The organism is Nostoc sp. MG11, from assembly GCF_014904695.1.
In the GTDB taxonomy this organism is placed as follows: domain Bacteria; phylum Cyanobacteriota; class Cyanobacteriia; order Cyanobacteriales; family Nostocaceae; genus Komarekiella.
This window is the reverse complement of the sequence record NZ_JACXXN010000040.1, coordinates 1-22,794: the sequence shown is the minus strand read 5'-3', so window position 1 is coordinate 22,794 and position 22,794 is coordinate 1. Positions and strand designations below refer to the sequence as shown.

Annotated in this window: 17 protein-coding genes; 6 read left to right on the top strand and 11 right to left on the bottom strand. The window is 41.2% G+C overall.

Annotated features, from left to right (window positions below; translation table 11 throughout):
• Positions 1–4: 4 nt before the first annotated feature.
• From ldpA to lepB (HCR01_RS30150), 7 genes are all read right to left on the bottom strand, one after another.
• Positions 5–1,186 (bottom strand): circadian clock protein LdpA, encoded by a 1,182-nt coding sequence (gene ldpA / locus HCR01_RS30180; protein ID WP_193199696.1) that lies wholly within the window; start codon positions 1,184–1,186, stop codon positions 5–7.
• A gap of 180 nt (positions 1,187–1,366) precedes the next feature.
• Positions 1,367–2,743 carry a response regulator gene (locus tag HCR01_RS30175; RefSeq protein WP_193199695.1) on the bottom strand — a complete coding sequence of 459 codons (1,377 nt, stop codon included), beginning with the start codon at positions 2,741–2,743 and terminating at the stop codon, positions 1,367–1,369.
• A 396-nt stretch (positions 2,744–3,139) separates the two neighbouring features.
• The gene (locus HCR01_RS30170) at positions 3,140–4,975 is read right to left on the bottom strand and encodes a GGDEF domain-containing response regulator (RefSeq protein WP_193199694.1); all 1,836 of its coding nucleotides are present in this window, start codon (positions 4,973–4,975) and stop codon (positions 3,140–3,142) included.
• Positions 4,972–8,004, bottom strand: coding sequence for a hybrid sensor histidine kinase/response regulator (locus HCR01_RS30165; RefSeq protein WP_193199693.1), 3,033 nt, complete (start codon positions 8,002–8,004; stop codon positions 4,972–4,974). The genes HCR01_RS30170 and HCR01_RS30165 overlap by 4 nt, the downstream gene beginning before the upstream one ends.
• A 687-nt stretch (positions 8,005–8,691) precedes the next feature.
• A complete protein-coding gene (locus tag HCR01_RS30160) occupies positions 8,692–9,486 on the bottom strand; it encodes an MOSC domain-containing protein (RefSeq protein ID WP_193199719.1) in 795 nt (264 codons plus the stop codon).
• Between the two features lie 168 nt (positions 9,487–9,654).
• Positions 9,655–10,308 carry a signal peptidase I gene (gene lepB / locus HCR01_RS30155; protein WP_193199692.1) on the bottom strand — a complete coding sequence of 218 codons (654 nt, stop codon included), beginning with the start codon at positions 10,306–10,308 and terminating at the stop codon, positions 9,655–9,657.
• Positions 10,309–10,340: 32 nt separating this feature from the next.
• Entirely contained in the window at positions 10,341–10,982 is a 642-nt protein-coding gene (lepB, locus tag HCR01_RS30150; RefSeq protein WP_193199691.1) for a signal peptidase I, read from the bottom strand.
• 250 nt (positions 10,983–11,232) lie between these two features.
• On the opposite strand from lepB (HCR01_RS30150), the gene HCR01_RS30145 reads away from it, so the two are divergent.
• Positions 11,233–12,555 carry a dihydroorotase gene (locus tag HCR01_RS30145; RefSeq protein WP_193199690.1) on the top strand — a complete coding sequence of 441 codons (1,323 nt, stop codon included), beginning with the start codon at positions 11,233–11,235 and terminating at the stop codon, positions 12,553–12,555.
• Positions 12,556–13,413: 858 nt separating this feature from the next.
• Here HCR01_RS30145 and tsaE read toward each other — a convergent pair.
• Positions 13,414–13,869 carry a tRNA (adenosine(37)-N6)-threonylcarbamoyltransferase complex ATPase subunit type 1 TsaE gene (tsaE, locus tag HCR01_RS30140; protein ID WP_193199689.1) on the bottom strand — a complete coding sequence of 152 codons (456 nt, stop codon included), beginning with the start codon at positions 13,867–13,869 and terminating at the stop codon, positions 13,414–13,416.
• Between the two features lie 120 nt (positions 13,870–13,989).
• A complete protein-coding gene (locus HCR01_RS30135) occupies positions 13,990–15,360 on the bottom strand; it encodes a gluconeogenesis factor YvcK family protein (RefSeq protein WP_193199688.1) in 1,371 nt (456 codons plus the stop codon).
• A gap of 167 nt (positions 15,361–15,527) precedes the next feature.
• Here HCR01_RS30135 and ruvC point away from each other — a divergent pair, with 167 nt between their 5' ends.
• The 3 genes from ruvC to HCR01_RS30120 all read left to right on the top strand — a co-directional run bounded on the left by ruvC (position 15,528) and on the right by HCR01_RS30120 (position 18,569).
• On the top strand, positions 15,528–16,019 hold the full coding sequence (ruvC, locus tag HCR01_RS30130) for a crossover junction endodeoxyribonuclease RuvC (RefSeq protein ID WP_193199687.1): 492 nt from the start codon (positions 15,528–15,530) through the stop codon (positions 16,017–16,019).
• A gap of 92 nt (positions 16,020–16,111) precedes the next feature.
• Entirely contained in the window at positions 16,112–16,315 is a 204-nt protein-coding gene (locus tag HCR01_RS30125; protein WP_193199722.1) for a hypothetical protein, read from the top strand.
• Positions 16,316–16,820: 505 nt separating this feature from the next.
• Positions 16,821–18,569: a sensor histidine kinase gene (locus tag HCR01_RS30120; protein ID WP_193199686.1), complete on the top strand. Its 1,749-nt coding sequence runs from the start codon at positions 16,821–16,823 to the stop codon at positions 18,567–18,569.
• Between the two features lie 107 nt (positions 18,570–18,676).
• On the opposite strand, the gene HCR01_RS30115 is transcribed toward HCR01_RS30120, so the two are convergent.
• Entirely contained in the window at positions 18,677–20,098 is a 1,422-nt protein-coding gene (locus tag HCR01_RS30115; RefSeq protein WP_193199685.1) for an energy transducer TonB, read from the bottom strand.
• A 327-nt stretch (positions 20,099–20,425) separates the two neighbouring features.
• On the opposite strand from HCR01_RS30115, the gene HCR01_RS30110 reads away from it, so the two are divergent.
• Positions 20,426–21,079 carry a MotA/TolQ/ExbB proton channel family protein gene (locus HCR01_RS30110; protein ID WP_193199684.1) on the top strand — a complete coding sequence of 218 codons (654 nt, stop codon included), beginning with the start codon at positions 20,426–20,428 and terminating at the stop codon, positions 21,077–21,079.
• The gene (locus tag HCR01_RS30105) at positions 21,063–21,467 is read left to right on the top strand and encodes an ExbD/TolR family protein (RefSeq protein WP_193199683.1); all 405 of its coding nucleotides are present in this window, start codon (positions 21,063–21,065) and stop codon (positions 21,465–21,467) included. The genes HCR01_RS30110 and HCR01_RS30105 overlap by 17 nt, the downstream gene beginning before the upstream one ends.
• Positions 21,468–21,736: 269 nt before the next feature.
• Here HCR01_RS30105 and HCR01_RS30100 read toward each other — a convergent pair whose 3' ends face one another.
• A complete protein-coding gene (locus tag HCR01_RS30100) occupies positions 21,737–22,504 on the bottom strand; it encodes a thioesterase II family protein (RefSeq protein WP_193199682.1) in 768 nt (255 codons plus the stop codon).
• Positions 22,505–22,794: the final 290 nt, after the last annotated feature.

Genomic DNA, 22,794 nt, shown 5'->3' with positions numbered 1-22,794 from the left:
GCGATTAGCGCTCCTGCTGTGACTTGAGTGGGGAAACGAGAGAATGGGCAAGTTCTACAGCTTGCCAAAGTAATACTTCATCTTCTTCCAGGCGAACAGTTGCCTTAATACTAGTGTTACTCACCTCCTTATTCTCCAACTGATCGAGAATCGGTGACAGCAGTACACGGGCGTAACTACCGTAAGCTACTCCAGCAATATAGTGCTGAGTCCTGTTAGCGGTAGCGGCGTGTTTACCCCGTCTTAAGTCCTGAGTAATAGAGTCTTTCTCAGCACTCATAACTCGGAACTCAGCACTGTTGAGCAGTCCAATTGCCTTTAACTTGGCAACGGTGTAGCTATTAGTACCACCTGCTAACTGCACATATCCCGGTAACTTAGCTGCCAAAACTTTTTGTCCTAATTTCACCGCTGCTAAAGTAGTGCCATCTCCAATATCTCCACTCATGGGACGACCATCGGTTTGCCAAATTAAAGCACACTTGAGCGGCGTAATTAACTCATAAATTGCATGAAGATAGTCAGTCATTCCCTCGCCATCGGGACAGCTAATGGCTATTAACTTTAGTTGATCTGTCCACGGTGAAATTGCTTGCCATAATCGCTGAAATTCTTCTAAACGCCCGACTTTTGTGTGAATCTCTACGGCATCTATTCCCGTTGACATTACCAATGGCGCGATCGCTCCTGGCGTTGACATGTATGATGATGTATAAATTATATCATACGGACAAACTGGTATGCAGCGGCCACAGCCGTAGCACTTTTGGGATACCACTCCCGAAAATTCGTCTTTTATACGGTTAAACACGATTGCTTGTGCCGGACAAATCCTTTCACAGGGTCTAGGGCAGTCTGTAGGACACTCTGTAGAATTAAACTCTGCTTTGCGAAAATGGGGGTCTTCTCCATCGTTTAGGCTGACCATTAAAAAGGGTGAGTTGCCTTTGTAGCCAAACCCTCGCTCCTGGGCATCCCTAGCCAAATCTCTGGCTACTTGTAGCGCTGCTTGCGCTGCTGCAATCACTGCTGGATCAGCTGCCACATCTATGCAGTCAGCGCCCGCCAAAGTGTAGGCTAATGTTAAACTTCTGACCGCAGGCAAATGTTGGAAGCTGGCTCCGCAGATGAGCTTAAACCAGTTGCCTTGTTTGAGAGATTGTAAAGGGGCGAACAGATCAGTCACCTTTCTATTATGCGTTTATGCGACTAAAAATAGTAGCCTGTAATCAATAAAAAGTCCGGATTTCCTCATGCAGAGTTTTGAGTGGTAGTCCACCTCAATCGGATCAGGCTTTAATATTAGGTAAATAAAGCTTTCATCTTCTTGTTACTAAGTTTCTATTGCTACCTAATAATGTCAGTATTAGCTTAACTTTATGGGAATTTTGATTGCAAACTCCGCTCCTTTTCCTGGGGATGAGGTGCAAGTAATCTGTCCTTGGTGTTTTTGCACAATAATCTGATGGCTAATCGACAATCCTAGCCCACTGCCTTTGCCTACAGGTTTTGTGGTAAAAAATGGGTCAAATAAACGCGATCGCAACGATTCATCTATACCAGAGCCATTATCTGCGATCGCAATGCTGACAAAATCAGAGTCTTGAACTTCTGTATGAATCCGAATTTGCGGAGTTGTCCTTTGTCCCCGTTCGCCCTTGGCGTCTCCCCCTGGGAGAAGTTCTGAGCGGAGGAAGCCTCCGCTCAGACTTCTCTGTTTGTCCTCTACTAATGACAGACTAGTAACAAATGAATCTTCCATAGCATCAATTGCATTATTCAACAGATGCATAAATACCTGATTTAACTCACTAGCATAACAATTCACTGGGGGCAAATTACCATACTCTTTAACTACAACAATAGCAGGACGATCTGCTGTTTCTCTCAGTCGATGCTGCAACATCACCAGAGTGCTATCTATGCCTTCATGAATATTTACCTGCTTCATTTCGGCTTCATCATGCCTAGAGAAGTTTTGTAGCGCCAGTACGATTTCCCGAATCCGATCAGCGCCTCTATACATAGCACCTATGAGACTTTGCAGGTCTTTCATCACAAAATTCAGATCTATATCCTTGACTATTTGCTGAATTTTTGGTGTGGGTTTGGGATATTCTTGTTGATAGACCTCAATCAAATTTACTAAATCTTCTACATATTGACCAGCATATTGGAGATTGCCATAAATAAAACTAATAGGATTATTAACTTCATGAGCAATCCCAGCCACTAACTGCCCCAGCGCCACCATCTTTTCGTTTTGAATCTGTTGAACTTGGGCAGCTTTTAAATTATCAAGAGCTTGTTGTAATAAAAAATTCTTTTCTTGCAGCTTCGTTTGGAGCAAACGTAAATTAATCTGATTTTCAATTCGCAATACAACCTCTGCTCCATAAAAAGGTTTTGTAATATAATCTACGCCACCAACATCAAAGGCTTTTACCTTATCTAAAACATCATCCAAGGCACTAATAAAAATCACTGGTACTTCACAAGTTTTACTGTTAGATTTCAGTTGTTGACAAACCTGATAGCCATCCATTCCTGGCATATTGATATCCAGCAAAATCACATCTGGTAAAAGCATCTGACAAGCAATCAATGCCAGTTTCCCATTTAAAGCTTTGCGAACTTCAAAACCTTGTGCAGACAACATCGCCGACAAAAGACGCAAATTATCTGGAGTATCATCGACGACTAAAATATTTCCTTTATGTTGATTAGATTGATTTAAATCCATTTTGAAAAAATAACTATTTTTATAAAAATTGGATATATAAACGCTTATTTTCAATCAGCAGCAAAAACTCTTTTAGCTATTTTACTAAAATACTTACATTTATATCTACTCATATCTTATATGTTAATATTCAGTAAAATTAAATTTGGGACAAAATTTTTTTAATCTATCAAAGCTACTTATACTACTTATATATTAAGAGCTTTGCAAGTTTAATAGTCCTCTACGTAAGTAGAGTAGATAACACACAGTTTATCTAGCCGCATATAGAAAATTGCTCATTCATTGCTTGAATCTTGAGATAAGTCTGAGTAGCAGGTTCCAACTATCAGAACTTTGGTAAATTTTGAATTGGAGCGTAGATCTAAGAAGCTTCTCAGAAAATAACGATAGTCATTACCATTGAGGTGCTGCTGCAAGCAAATTGAGAACCAATTGTTGTTCGAGGGGTCTAGAAAATAAATATCCTTGAGCAAAATTACAGTTTAAACTTCTCAGTTGAGCTAACTGTTCTTTTGTTTCGACACCTTCAGCGATCGCAGTCATTCCCATTGAGTCAGCAATCCCAATCATTGCTGGCACTAATCCCATATTTTCTTGATTTTCCTGCATCCTTTTGACGAAAGATTTGTCAATTTTGAGTGCATTTAAAGGGAAGCTATATAGATAACTCAAAGAAGAATAGCCTGTACCGAAATCATCCATAATTAATTTAATACTTCGTTGCTTTAATTGTTGAAGAATTGTTTTAATTCCGTTAGTATTTTCCATAATTACACTTTCGGTAATTTCCAACTCTAAGTTAGCAGGATTTATTTTAGTTTCATCAATAATTTGATCAATTTGAGCGATAAAATCGGGTTGAGAAAACAACCTTGCGCTCAAATTAACACTGATAGTTAAGTTTTTTAGTGTTGCTGAGTGCTGTTGCCAAATGCTTAGTTGATGGCAAGCCGTATGCAATACCCAGGTGTTGATAACATTAATCAAACCTGTTTCTTCTGCAACAGGAATAAACTCTATAGGATCAACTAGACCACGAATTGGATGTTGCCAACGAACCAATGCTTCAAATCCAGAAATTTTACCTGTGGCGAGGGAAATAATTGGCTGATAGTAAACGCGAAATTCTTGCCGTTCAACAGCCCTTCGTAGGTCATTTTCTAATTCTAAAAGCTGGATAGCTTCCTGATACATAACTGGATCAAAAACGTGATATCTGGCTCTCCCTTGAGCCTTTGCACGATACATTGCTGTGTCTGCATCCCGCAGCAAATACTCTGGGCGTTCATAATCTTTGTTGCCCCAACTAATACCAATACTAACATTCATAAATACTTCATATCTAGATAGTTTAAAAGTCAGTGCTAGCTGTTGCAAAATCCGCTCAGCAAGTTGGATTGCCATGCTAATATCTGTGAGATTTTCTATGAGAATCCCAAATTCGTCGCCTCCTAATCGTGCTAAAGTATCAACAGGCATCAGACATGTTTGCAGACGGTGAGCGATCGCTATCAGCAATTCATCTCCCACTAAATGTCCAAGAGAATCATTAATCACTTTGAAGCGATCGCAGTCCAAAAACAATACAGCAAACTGATAATTTGATTTTTGCTGAGCACGATTTAAAGCTTTTTCCAGCCGCCTAATAAACAACACTCGATTTGGTAAACCAGTTAGTGAATCGTGCAATGCTATATCTAGCAATTTATTTTGCAATTCCTGACGAGAACTTATTTCTTCTTGAAGTATTTGTAAAGCTTTCTCTAGCTCTCTAGTCCGTTGTTTTACCCTTTGTTCTAGTTCGGCGTTTAGGTTTAATATTTCTAATCGTGCCGTCCTCAAAGCTAATTGATTTTGCACACGCACTAAAACTTCTTCAAACTCAAAAGGCTTAGTAATATAGTCTACACCGCCAACTCTAAAAGCTTTAATTTTGTCAAAAACATCATCTAAAGCACTAATAAAAATCACTGGAATATCTACAGTTAACTCCCAAGCTTTTAACCTCTGACAAACTTCATAACCATCGACTTCTGGCATCATAATGTCTAGTAGAATCAGATCGGGTAATACTGTTTGACAAGCGGTCAATGCCATTTGCCAGTTCAAGGCTTTGCGGACGTTATACCCTTCCTTAGTCAGGATAGAGGACAAAACCCGCAGGTTGATCGCCATATCGTCAATGATCAAAATATCTTTTTTATCAGAGTCTAATCGCTCGTAATTCATTCTACGTTTGTTTTAGTCAATTCCATGATTTTCTCAAACTGATAGTTGTTTGCTAAATCCCTGAGAAATTGGAAAATTTGACTCTTGTTTGGTGGAATTTGTTTAATTAACTCTAAAATTAGGTCATCGCTACAGCTAGCTGCGGCATGGTGCATCTTTCCCAGCCACTCAGGTGACATTCGTGACAAAACTCCCAACAGTTCAGCTTCGCTAGCAAACATCTGTGCTGTTTGACCTATAACTGATTGGTTTGTGATTTCTGCTTGGTTGATATATTTTACACCCAGATGTTCGCTCAGTTTTTCGAGTAATATTTCCTGAGTGTATGGCTTGCGAATAAAATCATCGCAGCCAATTGACAAAATTTTCTGTCGTTCTTCCTCAAAAGCACTAGCAGTTAGGGCAATAATAATAGTAGGGGTATTCGAGATTAAGCATTGGGGAGCTAGTTGTATGGGTAAGCAATGCGTTGCCGAGATTCTACCAGTTGAAGCAATTGGTATCGACCTGGTATTATCAGGCAATTCTTTCCCATGCATACTTTGTCGAATTTTAATTACTTTTGTGGCTTCATAGCCGTTCATAACTGGCATTCGCATATCCATGAATATTAAATGCGGTTGCCAAGATTCCCAACTAGCAACTGCTTCCTTCCCGTCTGTAGCTTCCCTGACTTCAAAGCCTATAGATGTGAGAATTTTAACTAACAACAAACGGCTATCTCTAGCGTCGTCAACTACTAAAATGCGGTATTTGCTTTGAGTAGGTGCTAAAGTAAGAATCTGGCATTTACTTTGATTTCTTTGGATTTTATTAGGACAAGCTAGACCAACCTGAATATTAAAGGCAAATGTACTACCAATACCAGGAGTACTATTAACAGCAATATCTCCCCCCATCAGTTGCACATATCTGCGGCTAATTGCTAAACCTAGTCCTGTTCCCTGTTGTGATGTTCTCCCGGTTTCGGTTTGCTCAAAAGCTTTAAATAACAAGCCTATTTCCGAAGTAGCAATCCCAGAACCAGTATCTTGTACCTCGAAGAAAAGACGAGGGAGTAGGGGAGTGGAGGGATTTTGAATTGCGTCCTTCCTCTCTCTGTTTCTCGCTCTTTCCCCCTCCTTTTGTTCCTCCCATCTCACACACAGCCTTACACTTCCAGTATCAGTAAATTTAATGGCATTTCCCAACAGATTCAGTAAGACTTGACGCAGTTTACTTTCATCAGTTTGTATGTATGGGGGAATATCTTGTGAATATTCAAACACTAGCTTTAAGTTTTTGGATGTAGCACGCAAACGCAACATCTCTTCTAAGTTTTCCAATAGATTAGTTAAGTAAAAACTTGTAAGATTCAGTGTGACTCGGTCAGCTTCGATTTTAGACATTTCTAGAATGTCGTTGATTAAATTGAGCAAATGCTCACCAGCACGATTGATAATTGCCAAGTTTTCTTGCTGTTTACTAGATAGGGAATGATCTCGGCTCATGATTTGGGTGAAACCGAGAATGGCGTTGAGTGGAGTACGTACCTCGTGGCTCATATTGGCGAGAAATTCGCTTTTAGCGCGGTTTGCAGCGGCGCTTCGCGCCGCTTCACGAACGGCTGCTTGTTGTTTTTGTGCAGCGTTTTTTTGTGATTCAATCAGTTTTTGTTGAGTGATTTGCAGTTCTTTAATAACTTGCAGAAGTTCTTCAGTGCGCTTTTTTACTTGAGCTTCTAAGACGTGATTGTATTCTGCTAGTAATTTTTCTGCTTGTTGGTGTTTAGCTATATCAAGAAAAGAGGTAATGTCTAAAGACAAGCCGCTACTTTGGGAGAAGACGCCCGAACAGCGTCTATGCGTTAACGCAAAAACATCTTTTTGCAATGCTCTCAAAATCGGCTTGATTATCCAGCGTGCAATCAAAATACTAATTTGTATAGCCAATAAGAAGGTAACTATGCACAGCAAGATGGTAGTGTGGGTGTTAACGTGAATCTGCTCTATAAAATCGCCTTCGGGAATTACTACCACGATTAGCCAATCAAGACCTAGTTCATCTCTCCAGCTTTTGATTTGCACAAAATAACGTACTCCATCGGTGGTAAAACTTAGCTGTTGCTTCCCCACAAAAGATTTGAGATGACCAAAGTTGATTAAATACTGCGTTGCGAGTCGAATTGAAGAATCTTGACTATCTAATCCCGATAGGCGTTTTGCTTGACCATTAATGAGTGTGTATGGTAACTCGTTAGTAGAAGAAGCCACCATTAACCCGGAACGTTCTATAATAAAAGTCTTGCCCCACTGACCAGCTTTTAAATTGGCTAAAAAATTGCTAATTTGCGCCAGTACAACATTGACACTAATTACCCCAACAAGTTTATTAGTGCGATCGTAAATAGGATAACTGGAAGATATAGATAAAACCTCTGGTTTATATTCCCATTGATAGATTTGACTCCACACGGGTTTGCCTACTTTGAGTGCATCTGTATACCACGCTTCTAAGCGAGGATCGTAATTTTTGATTTCTTTGAGCTGGCGGCGATTCCCTTGGTTGTCTGTAGTGTAAACATAAAGTTTACCGATGCCATGCTTTTCGGTAACTTCATTAATCAACAGATTGCCATTATTTAGGCGTTCAATACCGATAAATTCACCTTTAGGGTTAGCAAAGTTGTAATAGCCAACATTAAAAACCCGCATTTGTTTCCAAAAGAAATGTCCTGTAGTTTTAAAATCAAAAAGGTTGAGTAAATCTAGCTCAATAGCATCTAAATTGATTTGATTGATTTGCTTGGGGGTTGTTAAATAGCTATTGAGATGCTGTTCAATGCGATCGCAGATTTCATTTTCTAACTGAGTAGCAAGCTCCTTTACAGCTTTTTGCCCGTTTTTAAACGAAAGATAGCCCACAAGTCCCACCGCCCCGCAAATTTGCAATATAAAGGGCAAAATTAGAACATATTTTAGGGACATCTTGGCATAATCCATGCCAAATAAGTGATTGAGAGATTTGACAAGCTGAATTTTCGATAACATTGTTGTTTGATTTTCTCCAAAATTCAACTTGGAGTATTTTTGTTATATCAGCTACATTCAATATAAGGGTAAGTACTACTTACCACATCTAAAACTATAAGCTACTTCTTTACAAGGAAGTATAACAACATACTATATACATAACCAGTATACTTGTTAGACTGACTGAGTTCCTCCAAATCTTAATCTTCAGACTTTGTTATAGCACCTTATTTTGCCAAGTTTCATCTGACAATGTATCAACATTTATTGGATGAACCACAAAATATATTTACACTCATTCATAATCCCAACTCTATTTGTTGAAATTTAACTACCAAGCTACAGTATGGGGTTTTAGGGTACTGGTTGCTATTGGCATCAGGTTCTAAATTAAATTTTTAATTGCTGATGTTTGAGTATTTCAGTTTCAGATGCAGAAATTTACATTTGACCACAATAATCTTAAAATTGCCATCATCAATAGATAGCAAAAAGTAAAAAAAATCAAAAGATTTTTTACGTTTTCCTTTGGCACAAGGTTAATTTTTTTGAACGAGTACTTCTCTATTAGAAATTTCTGAGCGCCAGAAGTCGGTGCTTGAACTTTACTTACTCAGTGCTGTTAGCTTTCTTCTCTTGAGTCGGCTGCGCCAACGGGGCGTTTAGCCCGTGCTGAATAACAACAAGAGTACTCAAAACTACTCTTTACGCAACTTCGTTGCCTGTTTGTAAAATTTTTCCGGCTTCTGAGGCGGGTAATCGTGTATTGACACTCAATCTGAAAAAATGATTAAAACGAGATGAGGTAACCCACTCTGGCAATGTTGCTTGCCGTTGTTTCACAAAAATTTTTTGAAAGTTTGGGTAAGCTTTCCCTAAATAAGAATCACGTGTTGGAACTACACAACGCTGACAGGGATTAACTCCATAAAAGCAAACATCTCCCACTCGAAAGGAGACTACATCGCCTTGTTCGCTAAATAACCGATCTTCCCAAAATGGTGGTACACCGTCAATTTCGATGTTGGCACGTATCCGACGGCGCATTTCGTCAATGTTCAAACCGGGAAACCAGGAAGCAACTTCCGCTAGTGTTGCTGTACTAACTACTGTCGGGCCAGGTGAGTGTGTATCGTCAGGAAAGCCCGTTACAGAGTTTTGTGCTAATGTGACAGCAAAGCCGAAGAAATCACTCAAAGACGCTTCTAGGGCTTGCCTTTGCTCATCCAGATGAAATTGTTGTGAGTCGCTACCTGGGAATTGTAGTGAGATAGTTCTATTAAAAGGTGTAAATTGCAATGCCCCAGGGCTTGCGTAAGACGCCCGCAGTAAATGGATTTTGGGATGACGCTTGCCATTTACCAACTTCTGAACTTTATCAAAAATGGCAAACTCTCGATCATGCTGTAGTGCGCCACTGGCAAGCACTCTGGCATTCTCAACTTCAATGCCATCAAGTGACTTAATTGGGTAAAGTAAAATTTTAGCTAAATAGGGCATCATAGTATCTAGTTTTATGGAAAAACATCCATTAGCCAGTTTGCAAGTTTAACCTTGCTGGATGAACCATAACATCATCTATCTCATTGCATAAAATCTTTATATTAAGAATATTGAGCGATTTATCGCTCACTACGAACAAAAATTTTAGCTTACATTTAATTACGTCTACCTACTTAGTCCCCAGTTTGAAATCTTAAATCTCAAATTGCTCAGTCGCTTGTTCACTTTACCAATATTATTTAAAGGCCAGAAGCGAACTCCGGCACGACCGATGATATTGTTGCGGGGGACAATACCCCAACAGCGTCCATCATAGCTATTGATACGGTTGTCACCCAGTACCAAATATGAGTTGGGCGGTATAGTTACTGGTTGGGATAGGTACGGTGGCTGTTTTCCTGTTTTGCAAATATCAATCGATGTCCACTCTTCTGAGATCAGGTATTTATCTTCCCGCAGAGGTTTGTTATTGACGTAAACTTTACCATCCTTAATTTTTACTCTTTCTCCGGGTAAGGCGATCACACGCTTAATGAAGGCATCCTGGTATTGTTCTTTTTGTAGCTCCTCCGTAGGCGAAAATACTACAATTTCTCCTCGCTGCGGCTCACCAAAGTAGTATCTTACCTTGTCTACAAGAAACTTATCATTAATTTGTAAAGTCGGCTCCATTGACCCAGAAACAATATTGAAAGCTTGTGCCGCAAATGTACGTATACTAAAAGCAAAAATCAGACTTAGCCCAATCGTCTTAGCTACCTCTATCCAGAAATTCTGCTGGCTTGAAGACAGCGATGCTTGATGTTGCCTGCGACTCATTAAAGTATATTTCCCACGTAGATAATCGTTAATTATGGATATAGTGGTGACTTATCAATTCCTCCAATATTATTTAGGGGCCAGAAACGAACTACAGCACGTCCAATAATATTATTGCGAGGGACAACACCCCAGCAGCGGCTATCATAGCTACTATTACGGTTATCACCTAACACTAAGTATGAGTTGGGTGGTATGGTCTGGGGTTTTGCTAAAAAAGGCGGTTGCTGTCCTGATGTGCAAACATCAATGACTGTCCGCTGTGTGGAGGGTAGGTAATTTCTTTCCTGTAGAGGTTTGTTGTTAATATAAACTCTGCCATTCCTGAGTTCTACTCTGTCTCCAGGTAGGGCAATTATACGTTTAATAAAAGCATCCTGGTATTGTTCTTTTTGTAGTTCTAGCGTAGGTGAAAAAACTACAATATCTCCCCGCTGCGGGTCAGAAAATTTATACTTCAACTTATCGACAATGATTTTGTCTGCCTCCCACTGGTTGGGTGTACCGTGCAGCGTAGGTTCCATTGAGCCAGAAGGAATCCAGCGTGCTTCGGCAACAAAGGTACGAATTCCCAGGGCTAGAACGATACTCAAGATAATTGTTCTACCTAGCTCAGCGATCCAGGAATTGTCAGGTTGTTGGCTAGAGTTGTTATCAGACACTTGATTTTGCATGAAAGTACTTAACTAAGGGAAGGATGCAGGTAATTAACTCGCCTGGGAAGACTTTGTTTGTTAATCTTAACGAGAGGGATAACTTTGATTTCCTGGTCATGTGGGCATGTTTACAGAGATATTCATAAATTAAAAATAAACTTTTTTTTAGCGTGCAGCAAAAAATTGGCTACTCAGAGCGCAACCAAGTTTAACCTAAAAGGAGAGTTATCTGTCAGGTATAGCTCTGTGTTGTAACTCTTTTAAAGCCATGTCATCTCCAAAAAGTTTACTGATTCGCCACGCTCGCATAATTCTACCCAATGGTGAATTGATGATTGGGGATGTGCTGACGCGCGATCGCCAAATAGTCGAAGTTGCACCAACAATCTCCCAAGCAATAGTAACCACAGAGATTGACGCACAAGGTTTAACTTTGTTGCCAGGAGTCATTGACCCGCAAGTGCATTTCCGGGAACCAGGACTAGAATACAAGGAAGATTTATTCACTGCCAGTTGTGCCTGTGCCAAAGGCGGAGTTACTTCCTTTCTGGAAATGCCCAATACGCGCCCTCTGACAACTACACAGCTAGCTTTAGACGACAAGCTACAACGTGCCTCTAACAAATGCTTAGTTAATTATGGCTTTTTTATTGGGGCAACAGCAGAGAATCTACCAGATTTGCTTTTAGCAAATCCTACACCGGGGATTAAGATTTTCATGGGGTCGATGCATGGTCAGTTGTTGGTCGATGGAGAGGCAACACTAGAGGCAATATTTGCCAATGGCAATCGCTTAATTGCTGTTCATGCCGAAGACCAAGCCAGAATCAACCAGCGCCGTCAAGAATTTGCTGGTATTCACGATCCAGCAGTTCACTCTCAGATTCAAGATAATCAGGCGGCATTACTAGCAACTCAATTAGCATTAAAACTTTCTCAAAAATATCAGCGTCGTCTGCATATTCTGCACATGTCAACAGCCGAAGAAGCAGAGTTGCTGCGTCAAGATAAACCGAGTTGGGTAACAGCAGAGGTGACACCACAGCATTTGTTGTTGAATACCAGCGCTTATGAAAAGATTGGCACTTTAGCACAGATGAATCCACCGTTGCGATCGCCCCATGATAACGAAGTCCTCTGGCAAGCTTTGCGTGATGGCGTACTTGATTTTATCGCCACAGATCACGCACCGCACACCCTAGAAGAAAAAACTCAAGAATATCCCAACAGTCCTTCGGGTATGCCTGGGGTGGAAACTTCTCTGGCTTTGATGTTGACTGCGGCAATGGAGGGACGGTGTACTGTATCCCAAGTTGTTAACTGGATGTCTAAAAACGTAGCTGTGGCTTACGGTATTCCTAATAAAGGGGCGATCGCACCTGGTTATGATGCCGATTTAGTGCTTGTAGACTTAAATACATACCGTCCAGTCCGGCGTGAGGAACTGTTAACCAAATGTGGTTGGAGTCCTTTTGAAGGTTGGAACCTCACAGGATGGGCTGTAACAACCATTGTCGGCGGTGAGGTTGTTTATGATAAAGGTCAGTTAAATACGCAAGTACGGGGTCAAGCTTTAACTTTTTCCTCGTAAATATTACTATCGCATCTTTATAATTATCAGAACTTACGCACTCAGATCCCCCAACCCCCTTAGAAAGGGGGCTTTAGACGTTCCCCCCTTTTTAAGGGGGGTTAGGGGGATCAGGGTTTCAGGCTTCAGTGCGTAAGTCCTAATTATTACTGTATAAATACAGGAATAGTTGTATAAATCTATATTGACAACCGTGTTAGCTACAGATATAAACCTAAAAAACTATTCAATAAAATTTATTGAAGTTAGTTTATTTGATCAATAATAATCAGTGTTTTTATGTATAGATATTAACTTAGCCTTGGGAATACTGAGTACAAGGATAAGTTAAACGACTTATGCAGAACTTGATTGTTGTTTAACTTTTCTCTACTAGCGTTTAGTGCTCAATAATTCCGATTGGTTCTCTAGATAATTGTAGAGAATCATTTGGGTTAAACCAAACTGGCTAAGTTCTGTAACAACTATCATTTAACCCAACAACAGTTTACAAGTCTTTAATTTACACACCATTAAAATCAGGTTTTTAACTAATTATTGCTGGCTGAAAGCTAGTAGATGTCAATCCTGAATATATCTGCTGTTCAATAATCTTTAGATAATTGAGATAACAATGTTAGCAATTTTTGATGGTGAGCGTGGTAGTGGTAGATAGGACGAGTGTGGAATTTTCCCTCGACTGTTTGCAGAAATATTCTAGTGTTTTGATCAACTAATTTGCATACAAGTTGCATAATTTTTTGTTAGGGCTGTCATTAGTTATTTGTGATTACAAAAAACTAATGACAAATGTCTAATGGCAACCCTAATGAGAAATAAACAACTTAAATTAAACACAGTTATAAACTGGAAATGACATTATATGGAGGCGATCGCTTCGCTAATGGCACAATTGAATGGCGTAATTTCGGCTTGACGAGTAACCTCATGCTCATAAGTCAAATTGATGCTGAGATAACTATCTGGTTTGTAAGGCATTCGTTCTGCCCATTCAATCGCCACAATTCCTGGGATGACCTCAACCCCTTCCCAGTAGGTTTCTAAATTCAAGGCTGCAACTTCTTGTGGTTCTAAGCGATATAAATCCAGGTGGTAAAGAGGAAGGCGTCCTTCGGTGTACTCATTAATCAGGGTGAAAGTGGGACTAACAACGAGTTCAGTAATTCCTAAACCTTTGCCAATACCTTGAACTAGGGTAGTTTTACCAGCGCCTAAATCACCTTCTAGTAAAATTACACTACCCGCGCTCAGGGATTCACCGAGAGCAATACCTAAGCGTAGCGTCGCCTCTGCATCTGCAAGAAAAATTTTCATAATTAGTCAAGAGTCAAGGGTCAGGGGTCAAGAGTCAAGGGAAAGTAGACTTTGGATATTTAACTTTGGATATTTAACTTTGGACATTTGACCCTGAACATTTGACTTTGGACTATTGATTCATCTCCCATGATGAGCTCCACCGTACCACCGTAACAACACTCGTGCTAGTTTCTGCGGATTGTGACGTACGATACCCATTTCATCTTCATACAAAACATTAGCTGGGACAATCCGCCGTCCTAGCTGAGATATGGCTTCTCTATCTAGGAAAACGGGATGAGAATTTTGTTGAGCATAGCGGATAAGTGATTGCTCTGAGGGAGATTTTTTGTGTACTAACACAGCATCAAATAGTCGTCTTTGCCCGCAAGCCGCATCAATAGCTCTGATGTGGTCAGCAACAGTGTATCCTTCAGTTTCTCCAGGTTGAGTCATGATATTGCAGACATAAATACGGGGGGCGTCTGTTTTGGCGATCGCGTCGGCAATCTCTGGTACTAACAAATTAGGAATTAAACTAGTATAAAGGCTACCCGGGCCAATAATAATGTAATCAGCTTCCTTAAGTGCCTTAATAGCTGCTGGTACTGCTGGCGGATTAGCAGGAATACAGCCAAGTTTGACAATTTTACCCCCAGCTTTGGGAATGCTAGACTCGCCTTCAATGCGGCGACCATCGGCTAATTCTGCCCAGAGGCGAACATCGCTGAGAGTCGCTGGTAATACTTGTCCTCGTACCGCGAGCACTTTGGAACTGGCCGCAACTGCCTGTTCCAAATCTCCAGTAATGTCACTCATTGCAGTTAAAAACAAATTACCAAAACTGTGACCCGTTAACCCATCGCCAGCACGAAAGCGGTATTGAAACAATTCTGTTAATAACTTTTCTTCATCTGCTAGGGCTGCTAAACAATTGCGAATATCCCCTGGTGGTAGCACTCCAAACTCTTGGCGCAACCGTCCAGAAGACCCGCCATCATCGGCTACTGTGACAATAGCAGTAATATTGGCGCTGTAGGTTTTGAGTCCCCTCAACAATGTAGAGAGTCCTGTACCGCCACCAATCACCACTATTTTGGGGCCTCGATACAATCGCCGATGCGCCAACAGAACATCAATAAGTTCCTCTTCACCTTCTGGTCTTAATACCCTAGTAATTGAGCCTACGGTGCGAGTTTGCCCCCAAAGCAGCAGCAGAAACCCGCAAAGCAACACTAAAGGCCCGCTGATATAGTTGGGTAAGATGTTGGTGATTACCCCCAGAAAACCCCTAAGTAACTCAATCATCCAAAAAATTGGGGTCAACTTAACCCAAATAGCCAACCCCAGACTCGCCAGCAGTACACCTCCAACACTGATTAGCAACCAACGTTTTATCGATAGCCCAGGAGATAACCACTTAAACCACTGGTTAACTCGATGGGAAGTTCGAGAGCGCGACTGCTTTTGCAGGGCGTTGAGGGCTTGTCTGAAAAAACCGATTGACATACCTGATTTGGAGCAGTGCTACAAACAATGATTAACAGAAAATGTATACCACCTGATTTAAACACCAAGTGTGGAACTATTATATTTTTCAATTCCATTCAATTGAGAGCAAGTCGTCACGCCAGCCTTCTTAGTTAAATAACAGCCTGGTTTAGTAAAGTGATTTAATGGAAAAACGAATTTTAGGATTAGATCCGGGACTGGCGATTTTAGGTTTTGGAGCAATTACTTGCACACAAAGTTCTACCAAAGTACAACATACTACAGTAAATATGCTGGATTTTGGTATAATCCGCACATCGGCAGATGCAGAAATGGGACAGCGTTTGTGTACCTTGTTTGATGATTTGCACGCCCTGATTGAGGAGTTGCAACCGGATTTGGTTGCGATCGAAAAACTATTCTTCTATCGTATGTCAAGCACTATCCTTGTTGCACAGGCGCGGGGTGTACTAATTTTGGTATTGGGACAGCGTCGTCTTCCGTATGTTGAGTTTACTCCTGCCCAAATTAAACAAGCCTTAACAGGGTACGGTAATGCCGATAAGTCTGAGGTGCAAGAGGCAGTAGCACGAGAGTTGGATTTAGATAAGATTCCGAAGCCAGATGATGCGGCAGATGCTTTAGCGGTAGCTTTGACGGCTTCGTATCAGATGTAGCTAATTGTACGTAGAAACATTCCCCCTTTTACCCTTTCCCCTTGCTCTATGAGTTGTGTTGCACACAAGCACAAACCGCTATAGGGAATATAATGTTGTTGTCTTGTCGTTTTAATCTTCTGCGTCCAGGTGGTGAGTGTGGAATTGTGATCCCTAGCGGTATCTACACTGATTTGGGAACTAAGCAATTACGGGAGATGTTGTTTAATCAAACAAAAATTACTGGTTTGCTACCTGTACCACGATTAACAGCAAGCGATCGCTACTTCAATGACATAGTACAACGCGCTGCTTAATCTGCACCACGCCAGAATTTGACGAACTCGCGCAAGAAGTCGGGCTAGTTTCCCACGAACAAGGCGTTACGATTAAGAATATGAATTTGTCTCACGCAGAGGCGCAGAGACGCGGAGAGTAAGAGTTTAGAATGTTTGATTTTTGCACTTAATGCGGTATCAACTCAATAGACTTGTCTGGAAAGTAGACTTTTAAGACAGGTCTATTCAACAAAGGTATTAATGAAATGGTATATTGGCACTTGGTTTAACCAGCAGGCGTTGCAGAATAAAAGTATGAAATTCAGTTTCTCAAACTCCTCTTCTCTGTGCCTCTGTCTTGAAAAGTTTCCTACGGCGGGAAACCCGCCTACAGAACTTTTCGCTGCGCCTCTGCGTGACACAAATTCATAGTCTCAATCAGCCTACAAAAGGATAGATATCATAGGTGTAAATGGCATCAAGTCATTTCAACGAGCAAGCTAAAAGCACTGGGAGCGGTTGAAAAAGGGAGTGAAGCAGGCAGATGATCCAAAAAATTGGGCAAAGTTGGCTTTCTTCCTTAATTAAAGGCGTGCCGTTAAGCCGCGTTGTCTTTGTGCCGTTTTTGCTACAAATCTCGCTAACGGTAGGATTGACTATATATTTATCCCTTCATAATGGGCAAATTGATCGCAATACTCAAACCATAATTTGGTTCTGTTTGGCAGCCTTTGGACTGGCTGCGTTGGTGGGGATTCTTACCATCCGCTGGATAGCTCAACTAATTATCGACTTAAGTACAGCGGTAAAAGCTTTAGCCAAAGGCACAACTTTAGCCGATTTCATCAATGCAGAAGATGCAGTTATAGTACAAGGTATCGATGAACTGGAGGTGTTGGCTGGCTCTTTTAACCAGATAGTGCAGCAGTTACGCGAATCTTTTGCAAAACTGGCAACTGCGAAGGAAGATTTAGAACAGCGAACTCAAGAGTTACAGCAGGAAATTCAACAACGTATCCAGAATGAACGCAGACTAGGACAGCATAGTCGGGCATTGGCAGAATTAGCAAATCACAGGGCGGTTTCAGACGGAGATTTGGAAACAGCATTCAAAGTAATCACGGAAACAGCAGCGAATGCTTTAGAAGTTGAGCGAGTCAGCGTGTGGATCTATAATGGCGATCGCACCAAACTACAATGTGTAAATCTCTACGAACGTAGCAAACAGAGATTTACCGCAGGTATGGAACTCAAGCGGAAAGACTATCCAATCTACTTTAAAGCGCTGGCAACTACCAGTACGCTCATTGTCACTGACACGCGCAATGATCTACGGGTCAAGGAATTACTAGCTAAACTGCTAGAACCACAAAACATCATATCTTTAATTAATGCTCCCATTTGGGTTGGGGGTGAAGTGGTGGGAATGGTATGTCATGAACAGGTTGGAACCCCCCGCCAGTGGGAACTGATTGAGCAAAACTTTGTAGGTTCCATTGCTGACTTTGTGGCGCTAACTTTGGAAGTATGCGATCGCATCCGCGCCGAATCTGCTCTGCGTGAGGCTAAAGAAGTTGCCGAAGTGGCAAATCGTGCCAAAAATACATTTCTCGCAAATATGAGCCATGAACTTCAGACTCCCCTTAACTCAATTCTAGCGATCGCCGCAGCACTTCAAAATGATGTATCCGGCCCTCTCACAGAAGAACAGCGCCAGTCTCTAAATAATCTAGAACTTAACGGTAAGCACCTACAAGAACTGATCAATAACATCCTTGACTTTGCCAAAATCGAATCCGGTAAAATAGAACTGCAACTGGCTCCCACTTCTATCCAAGAATTATGTAACTCCAGCCTCAGTTTTGTAAAACAGCAAGCATTCAAGAAAAATATCCGACTGAGTTCACAAGTACCTGAAGGACTCGAACCTATTCAAGTCGATGAATACCGCATTAGGCAAATGCTCGTTAATCTGTTAAATAACGCTATAAAGTTTACTCTAGACGATGGCGAAGTCTGGATTGAAGTTCAGCCAAATCCAACAAACGAATATATCTTTATCAGCGTGGTAGACACGGGTATTGGTATTTCTTCAGACGACCTCTCCAAATTATTTCAACCTTTTGTGTATGTTGATAATTCATACACCCGTCGTCAAGCAGGCACAGGTTTAGGATTAGCAATGGTGCAACGAATTGTACAGTTGCATGGTGGTAGTGTCCATGCCGAAAGTGCATTAGGAAGAGGTAGTCGATTTACAGTCAAACTTCCTTGGAAGAAGAAAGGGGAATAACCGTGTCAGCGTTTGTGCCTTTGTGGCTTTGTGGTGACAAAAATTAATTTAATTAACCACAAAGACACTAAGACACTAAGTAAAATCAAAGCTGCATATTTGTAGCTCTATTCTTGATTTGTACCAGTAGATGGTTGTGAGCGCAACTGACGTAGAGACTGCCGTAACTTGTTTTGACTTTGACTAGTGTTGGTGTTTTCTCTTCGCCGCCGTCGATTTGGGGTTGCTTGTGGCTGTGGTGATGAATTCACTTGCTCACGCCGGATGCTGCGTAGGGATTCTCTGGCATTTCCCTGAGTGCGAGTTGTCCTAGGTTCGGATGTTGAACCTGCGGCAGTGTTTTCTCCTCTTGGACGGCGGATCTGAGGAGTAACCCTAGATTCTGCTGGTCTTTCGGGGGGAACATCTGTAATTGTAGGTGTTAGCGATCGCCTACGTCTGCGAGTTGTGTTTGTATCGGTGTTTGAAGTCGCTGTTTGCTGGTTTCTTTCTTGCGCTTCTCTGCGTTTTTTCTGTTCTTGGGCCTGGCGGTGTCGCCGTGAGCCTTGTATGGCATATTCAGTTGCGATCGACACTCCTTGTCTACCACCAGATGCAGGTTTTAATTTCCAGTCACGCGCTTGTCTTAGGGTTTCTTCATCCAAGTCGCGGTTTCCACTGGATTTAGCAACCCGCACATTAGTAACATTACCTTTTTCATCAGTATCAACAGCTACCTCTACTCTCCCTTCGATTCCTCTTCGTCTTGCCGCCTCTGGATACTTAGCAGCACATTCGCGACAAGCTGCACGACCATTACCAGTACCGGAATTGTTAATTTTTGGAGGCGTTGGCGCTGTCGGTGCTGTCCCTACTATCGAACGGTTTCCTGATTCGTTACCTGTGCCTGTGCCCCTACCATTACCTATGCCTGTACCTATACCTGTACCCTTACCAATACCTATGCCTGTTCCTCTACCTGTGCCTGAACCTGTACCGAAAGCGACACCATTACCTCTACCTACAGCAATACCAGTACCTTTACCTACAGCAACACCGGAACCATAACCATTAGGTTCAGGGTTACTTGACGGTACTGCACTATCACTTCCACCTCCACCACCGCTTGGATTTGTTTTTTGAGGAACTTCTGGTTTAGCAACGATTTCTTTTGGTGGAGTATTTATCTGCTGTGGTTTTTCAACAGTCTTTTCTGGTTGCCGTTGAACTGGCGTAGTATTGGGCTTCTCAATCAACTTTTGTATTGGTTCAGTTACTATGGGCTGTTTTTGTATAACTTCTGGCTCTTTTTTCGGTTCTTCTGGAGTTTCTGCTAGTGGTTTGACTATTTCTTCTGTCGGAGAATCAACGATCGCCAACTCTATTGGTTCTTCTTCTAGTTCAGGCACTCGTGTCAAAAAGTTACCTATGCCTGATGACAGTGCGCCGATATGCAGCGCTAGCGAGCCAATCAAACTGTAAGTCAGAAAAGACTTAAGAGCCTCAACTTCTTTAGAACGTTGCTCACCAGTGATGCCAGAAAAGCTCATAGTCTATTGCTACCTATTCTCACTAATTTAGTCATATTAGGACGTACTGGTGCAAATACGCAAGTAAAAAATTAAAATTATTTGGGAACTGTACATATATAAAAAACATCCCTTAATATCAGGGTTTTTGGATAATATTAATTTTTATTTAATTTAATTAAATTATTTTTTTTTATATAAAATGAGCAAATAGGTAAATAAAAATCATGACTGATTGATTTAAAAAAATTATCATTATATTTTAAATTTAATTGAGAAAAACTATCAGCTTTTTACAAGATTCTGGTAGTCTGACTGTGTGTTATTGTTGACGTTTAGAGGCACTACATGGGAATTCAAAATCTGTTTGCAGCAGGTGGTGTGGTCATGTGGCCCCTGCTGGTGTTTTCGGTGTTAGCAGTGGCGCTGATAATTGAGCGTATAGCTTTTTGGGTACGGATTAATAAACGACAAAGCCGGGTAGTGCGAGATGTGTTGAATCTTTATCGACTCGATAACGTTGTCGGTGCAATGGATAAACTTCAGAAAAATGCAGATTTGCCGCTCGCCCGTATTTTTCTTGCGGCTTTAGAATTGGAGGAGCCAAATCCAGAAGAATTTCGTTTAGCATTAGAAAGTGAAGCGCAGGCTGAAATTCCTGTACTCAAACGCTTTCAAAACTTTTTCGAGACAGTCGTCGGTCTAGCCCCACTGTTTGGTCTTCTCGGTACGGTGTTAGGATTAATAGTCTCCTTTGCCTCCCTAAACCTTGGTGATGTGGGAGGTACTAAAACAGCTGGTGTTACATCCGGGATTAGTGAAGCCTTGGTATCAACAGCATCAGGATTGATAGTTGCTATATTTGTACTCTTCTTCGCAAGTATTTTCCGAGGACTGTACCAGCGCCAAATAGCATTGATTCAAGAGTATGGAGGACAACTAGAATTACTCTATCGCCGTCGCTATGAACGAGGAGAAAAAACTTATGCGCCTACAAGATGAGCCAGAGATCCCAGCACAGATTAACATTGTACCGATGATTGATGTGGTATTTGCGATTTTGACATTTTTTATCATGTCAACTCTATTTTTAACGCGATCAGAAGGATTACCAGTAAATTTACCGAAAGCAGCCACGGCAAAACAACAGCAAGTTCCTACTAAAATTACCGTTACGGTTGATGACAAAGGACAGATTAGCCTCAATCGTAAACCAGTTGCAATTGATAATTTGACACAGCAAGTAAAAGCTTTAGTTGGTTCTAACTCAGAAGTTTTGGTGATTATTAATGCTGATGAAAAAGTCGGTTATGGCGAAGTAGTAACGGTAATGGATCGGGTACGTCAAGTTGAAGGAGCAAAATTAGCGATCGCCACTCAAAAACCATAATGTAGATATTAGCTCATAATAAATAATTGTCGGGCGATTATGTTAACAATTGCCCACATTTAGTAGCAAAAAGACTCAATAAAATTCTCAGCCTGTACCAATAGTTCTTGGGGAAAGGCGAAAGGGGAAAGGTTTGAATTCACTCCTTCCCCCTACCCTTTTCCCAGACTATCAGGGAGATTTTTAGGCTTAACCAAAAAGCATTAAGGTTTGAAGTTACCCTTTACCCCTTCACCCTTACCCTTTTCCCAGACCCCAGACTCTTAGGCTTAACCGAGAAGTGGCCTACGCATCTGTAATTCTTCGGCTATGCTTTTCAATAATACCGCCTGCTTTGAGTGTATAAAAAAGTGTGCGCCGTTGAACATATGTAATGAAAAAGTAGCGATCGTCTGCTGTCGCCATGCTTGCAGAGCTTCATAACTGACCTCTTGATCTTGTAAACCGCCAAAAACAGTAATTGGACATTCTAGCGGCGGTTCTTGAGTATAAACATAAGTTTCCACAATTGCAAAATCTGCTCGCAGAATTGGCAGGAATAGTTCCATCAATGCCTGGTTTTCTAACACTGCTTCGGGTGTACCGTTGAAATTGCGAAGTTTCTCTAATAACTCCGGTTCTGATAATGTGTGGAGAGGTGGTTTTGTTAACGGAATTTGCGGCGCAAGGCGAGCAGATATAAAAAGGTGAAATGGAGTAAGACTATACTGAGAGCGGAGTAGACGGGTTAACTCGAAGCTAATTAGTCCACCCATACTGTGACCGAAAAAGGCAAATGGTTTGTCTAAATATAGTACAAGCTCTGATGCGATCGCATTTACAAGCGGCTCTAACCGCGTCAAAGGAAGCAACCTCATTAGAGATCCCCGTCCCGGAAGTTCCACAGGACAGACTTCGACAGTTTCAGGTAGACTCTTAGACCAAGTACGAAAGGTTGAAGCCCCACCACCAGCATAAGGAAAGCAGAATAAACGCAAATTTGCTTGAGGATTAGGCCGGGGACAAGTAAGCCAATTTAAGAGTGGTCTAGTTGTCATAATGAAACTTAGATTTGAATAACACGATTCTGCTGAAATTATGTAAGTATATCCACCATAATCTTATGATAGAAATTGAACCTTGGGCAACACAAGCAATTAACATTTAGCAGTTTCGATTTTTCAAATCTTTTGGGGAGGCAATGGTAAAGTTATATAAATATATTAGTAAAAGTCTGGATGAAAAATAGATTAGACCTCTTGCAAAAGTCCCATGAGGGTGGGACAAGTAGGTTAGAGCATTCTTGACATCTATGACGTACGAAAAGGTAAAAAACCTTAAGCCAGAA

Excerpts from the sequence above, each read along its gene's own strand:
- HCR01_RS30175 (WP_193199695.1), bottom strand. The coding sequence starts at position 2,743 with ATGGATTTAAATCAATCTAATCAACATAAAGGAAATATTTTAGTCGTC.
- HCR01_RS30170 (WP_193199694.1), bottom strand. The coding sequence starts at position 4,975 with ATGAATTACGAGCGATTAGACTCTGATAAAAAAGATATTTTGATCATT.
- HCR01_RS30165 (WP_193199693.1), bottom strand. The coding sequence starts at position 8,004 with ATGTTATCGAAAATTCAGCTTGTCAAATCTCTCAATCACTTATTTGGC.
- HCR01_RS30160 (WP_193199719.1), bottom strand. The coding sequence starts at position 9,486 with ATGCCCTATTTAGCTAAAATTTTACTTTACCCAATTAAGTCACTTGAT.
- lepB (WP_193199692.1), bottom strand. The coding sequence starts at position 10,308 with ATGAGTCGCAGGCAACATCAAGCATCGCTGTCTTCAAGCCAGCAGAAT.
- lepB (WP_193199691.1), bottom strand. The coding sequence starts at position 10,982 with ATGCAAAATCAAGTGTCTGATAACAACTCTAGCCAACAACCTGACAAT.
- HCR01_RS30145 (WP_193199690.1), top strand. The coding sequence starts at position 11,233 with ATGTCATCTCCAAAAAGTTTACTGATTCGCCACGCTCGCATAATTCTA.
- tsaE (WP_193199689.1), bottom strand. The coding sequence starts at position 13,869 with ATGAAAATTTTTCTTGCAGATGCAGAGGCGACGCTACGCTTAGGTATT.
- HCR01_RS30135 (WP_193199688.1), bottom strand. The coding sequence starts at position 15,360 with ATGTCAATCGGTTTTTTCAGACAAGCCCTCAACGCCCTGCAAAAGCAG.
- ruvC (WP_193199687.1), top strand. The coding sequence starts at position 15,528 with ATGGAAAAACGAATTTTAGGATTAGATCCGGGACTGGCGATTTTAGGT.
- HCR01_RS30125 (WP_193199722.1), top strand. The coding sequence starts at position 16,112 with ATGTTGTTGTCTTGTCGTTTTAATCTTCTGCGTCCAGGTGGTGAGTGT.
- HCR01_RS30120 (WP_193199686.1), top strand. The coding sequence starts at position 16,821 with ATGATCCAAAAAATTGGGCAAAGTTGGCTTTCTTCCTTAATTAAAGGC.
- HCR01_RS30115 (WP_193199685.1), bottom strand. The coding sequence starts at position 20,098 with ATGAGCTTTTCTGGCATCACTGGTGAGCAACGTTCTAAAGAAGTTGAG.
- HCR01_RS30110 (WP_193199684.1), top strand. The coding sequence starts at position 20,426 with ATGGGAATTCAAAATCTGTTTGCAGCAGGTGGTGTGGTCATGTGGCCC.
- HCR01_RS30105 (WP_193199683.1), top strand. The coding sequence starts at position 21,063 with ATGCGCCTACAAGATGAGCCAGAGATCCCAGCACAGATTAACATTGTA.
- HCR01_RS30100 (WP_193199682.1), bottom strand. The coding sequence starts at position 22,504 with ATGACAACTAGACCACTCTTAAATTGGCTTACTTGTCCCCGGCCTAAT.